Origin of the sequence: Candidatus Erwinia dacicola (genome assembly GCF_001756855.1) — a bacterium.
Taxonomy (GTDB): domain Bacteria; phylum Pseudomonadota; class Gammaproteobacteria; order Enterobacterales; family Enterobacteriaceae; genus Erwinia; species Erwinia dacicola.
This window is the reverse complement of sequence record NZ_MAYS01000580.1, coordinates 1-2916: the sequence shown is the minus strand read 5'-3', so window position 1 is coordinate 2916 and position 2916 is coordinate 1. Positions and strand designations below refer to the sequence as shown.

Sequence of the window (2916 nt, the reverse complement as noted above, 5' to 3'; positions counted from 1 at the left end):
ATCGCAAGATGGCTGAACTCGAACACATACTCAACACGCGCGGGAGAAAATCACTGGGCTATCGTTCCCCCAACGAGGTATTTTAACGCACTTACTGGCGGCATAAGCCCCCTCGGTTTTGTTGCGTTTCGAGTGGGAATGGGGCATTTGCATCATCGCTGTTTTTAATCCTGATCCCGCTATAAACAGGGTAAGTGCGGATGTAATCGCTGAGTGTTCTGATACCTTTTTGTGTAAACTCGTCCTTACCGTACACGCCTACTTCACTCGGTTTTCCCGTCAATACGAGCGTCGCTGCGGCTTTCTGGTGGTGATCATTATCCTGACTGTTAACACCGACACACACAGAGCGGCCACGATCTACCATAGCGATATCATCAGTGGCCTTGTCCCTGTAAATGACCGTGCCTTCACGCAGCAGTGAAGTCGTAAAACTTTTGGTCTTGGTGACGGGAACATCATCACGGTTGGAAGTAATGAAATTACTGAGATTATCGTGACCGATACGTTCAATAATCGCGTTCTGATACTTCTTCTTTCGCGTCTCACGGTACGCCCATGATCTGAGCTGAGACAGTGCCGCTTTATCACAAGAAAGCGCCTGCTGCGCAACCCAGTCTTTATAATTCAAACGCGGTTGAGCCGCCTTAAAGGATTGCTGTGACTCACGTTCTCTCGCTTTGATATAAGCAATAGCCTTGCGCTTATCGAACTCTGCTGCGTTAAACAAAATACGCCGTATCTGTGGGTCGCGTTCGCTTTCCCGGATAGAGGCTTTAACCATTTGCAGGTGTGCGTTGACCTGCCTGTATTGCTGCGTGAGCAAAGAACGATCCGGTCGGTATACTGGCAACGCCATCGTGTAGGCTTTGTATTGTCCTTTTAAATCCATCCGGGCGATAGCCCGTTCATTACATTGGCTAACGCGGTTGTTTATCTCTCTCAGACTCAGTGAGTCGCTGTAGCCCATGCCAATTTCCGGTACAGAATACGGTTCAACATTACCGGGCTGGAACGAACCGATACGGGCAATGAGTGCATCATAGCTAAAACGATATTCTGGAAAGATTTTACGCCAACAAACGGAGACTTGATCGTCACCGGCTCCGTGCGTAATAAGCAGTCCGCCTGCATGTGGACTCTGTGATACCGAAAACCCTGCCCGCGCAAACAGGGCATGAACGTCGCGCCAGCTAGATGTCTTAAATTGCATTTCTGATTTAAGTTCATCGGCGACGGTACGGTTTTCATGATGCATTTTAAGCAGATAATGATAGAGAGAAGGACGCCCTGATTTATTCTCCATCAGACAAACCTTATGTTCAGCCTGTGAAGAAAGACCGTTCCTGTGATGATCCTTTTGACGTAGAACATAGCCGTTCTCGTTAACCGTATAGAGGCCATTATCATGATTAAAACCGTGTTTGATTTCGAGTAGACGGCTCGCTTTATGCAACGTATCGATAGAGTAGGAAAGATGGTTAGCACGGAACGTGATAGGGTGTACCCGGTTCACTGCAACATGTACATGCAGGTTATCAGTATCACGGTGAATAGCGGCGACAAACTGGTGTTCCTGCAATCCCATTGACTGCAATGTGAACCGCACACTGTCGAAAACCTGAGCGTCACTTGGCGTCTCATTTTCCTGCCATGACAGAACGTAATGAAACACCGAATCTTTACAGGCCACGTTTACGTTAGCCGTCGCTTCCATCTCACGCGCTGCTGTTTCGACGGAAAGGCAGTTGTGCAGAATACTGATACCGTTAATGTCCACTCGCGTATGGTCGAATTCGTCAAGATAGGCCGGACTAATCGACTCTTCATGCCGTTTAAGATATCCGGTCAGCGCTTCAAATCCTTCGGATGCAGTCGCCTGTTCAATAGGCTTATCCCATTGAACAGGCGACTTCTGGGCGATGTAAGAAACCAGACTACTAAATCCAGTTCCCTTTTTAGGCCGGGGAATAATTTTAGGGATCACGCTAAGGGTTCCTCGCCATTACCATCATCACGGGCAAGGCGTAACGCGGCGGCTCTGATTGCAGATAACACTTCTGAATATTCCTTGTCACCCGTGCGCTTACCTTCAACAAACAAATGCTTCTGCATTGCCCCTAACTTCTTGAGCATTGCCAGCATTTGGGTATCGCTTTTATTGACCATGCGACGACCAAGCCCTGCCCTGATCAGATACTGACTTAAAGAAAGCCCTGCGATTTGAGCCTTACTTTTGAGAAGTTCTTTAGTCTCTTTGTCCGTTCTGAACTTGATCGTCGTATCAAGCTGTCTACTTTCACTTTTGCTCACGTATAACCTCGAAATATGGGGTGTCGGGGCGAAGCCCTGACTTCATCGCATTGAACACATCGCCGTCCTGCTTTTGACCTTGATTTAATCTAGCACAGGTGCGTTTTACTTCAACATTTGCTAATTTTTAGAAAAATGAAAATTTTCACGTAAAGGAGACTGGTATGGCTAAGCGTAAACCAAAGTTTTACACCGAATCAGATGTTGAAAGCCTTGCTAACATCATGCAGGAACTACCTGACCTGACGCCCACACGGTTGCTTAAAAATGATGTACTGGCAAAAGTAAGCAAAGTCATTCTTTCACTCAGTAAAGATAAAGCCCCATTCCCACTCGAGACGCAACAAAACCGAGGGGGCTTATGCCGCCAGTAAGTGCGTTAAAAATACCTCGTTGGGGGAACGATAGCCCAGTGATTTTCTCCCGCGCGTGTTGAGTATGTGTTCGAGTTCAGCCATCTTGCGATGGCTCACCTGACTGAAGTCGGTTTCCTTGGGGTAAAAGCGCCGTATCAGACCGTTGGTATGCTCATTCAGGCCACGTTCCCAGGAATGGTATGGGCGTGCAAAGGAGACCTGCGCCCCTGTGATTTCCGTGATTTGC

The 2916-nt window shown here is 47.8% G+C and carries 3 protein-coding genes and 1 pseudogene; 1 reads left to right on the top strand and 3 read right to left on the bottom strand.

Annotated features, from left to right (window positions below; translation table 11 throughout):
- Positions 1-91: 91 nt before the first annotated feature.
- Together traI and mobA are read right to left on the bottom strand one after the other, a co-directional pair.
- Positions 92-1987 carry a TraI/MobA(P) family conjugative relaxase gene (gene traI / locus BBW68_RS14370; protein WP_070135874.1) on the bottom strand — a complete coding sequence of 632 codons (1896 nt, stop codon included), beginning with the start codon at positions 1985-1987 and terminating at the stop codon, positions 92-94.
- On the bottom strand, positions 1984-2313 hold the full coding sequence (gene mobA / locus BBW68_RS14365) for a plasmid mobilization protein MobA (protein ID WP_070135873.1): 330 nt from the start codon (positions 2311-2313) through the stop codon (positions 1984-1986). Before mobA ends, traI begins: the two co-directional genes overlap by 4 nt.
- Positions 2314-2477: 164 nt before the next feature.
- On the opposite strand from mobA, the gene BBW68_RS14360 reads away from it, so the two are divergent.
- Positions 2478-2687: a hypothetical protein gene (locus tag BBW68_RS14360; protein WP_070135872.1), complete on the top strand. Its 210-nt coding sequence runs from the start codon at positions 2478-2480 to the stop codon at positions 2685-2687.
- Here the strand turns inward: BBW68_RS14360 and BBW68_RS18995 are convergent.
- A pseudogene (locus tag BBW68_RS18995) lies at positions 2673-2916 on the bottom strand (IS30 family transposase); the annotation flags it as partial. The gene BBW68_RS14360 and the pseudogene BBW68_RS18995 overlap by 15 nt on opposite strands.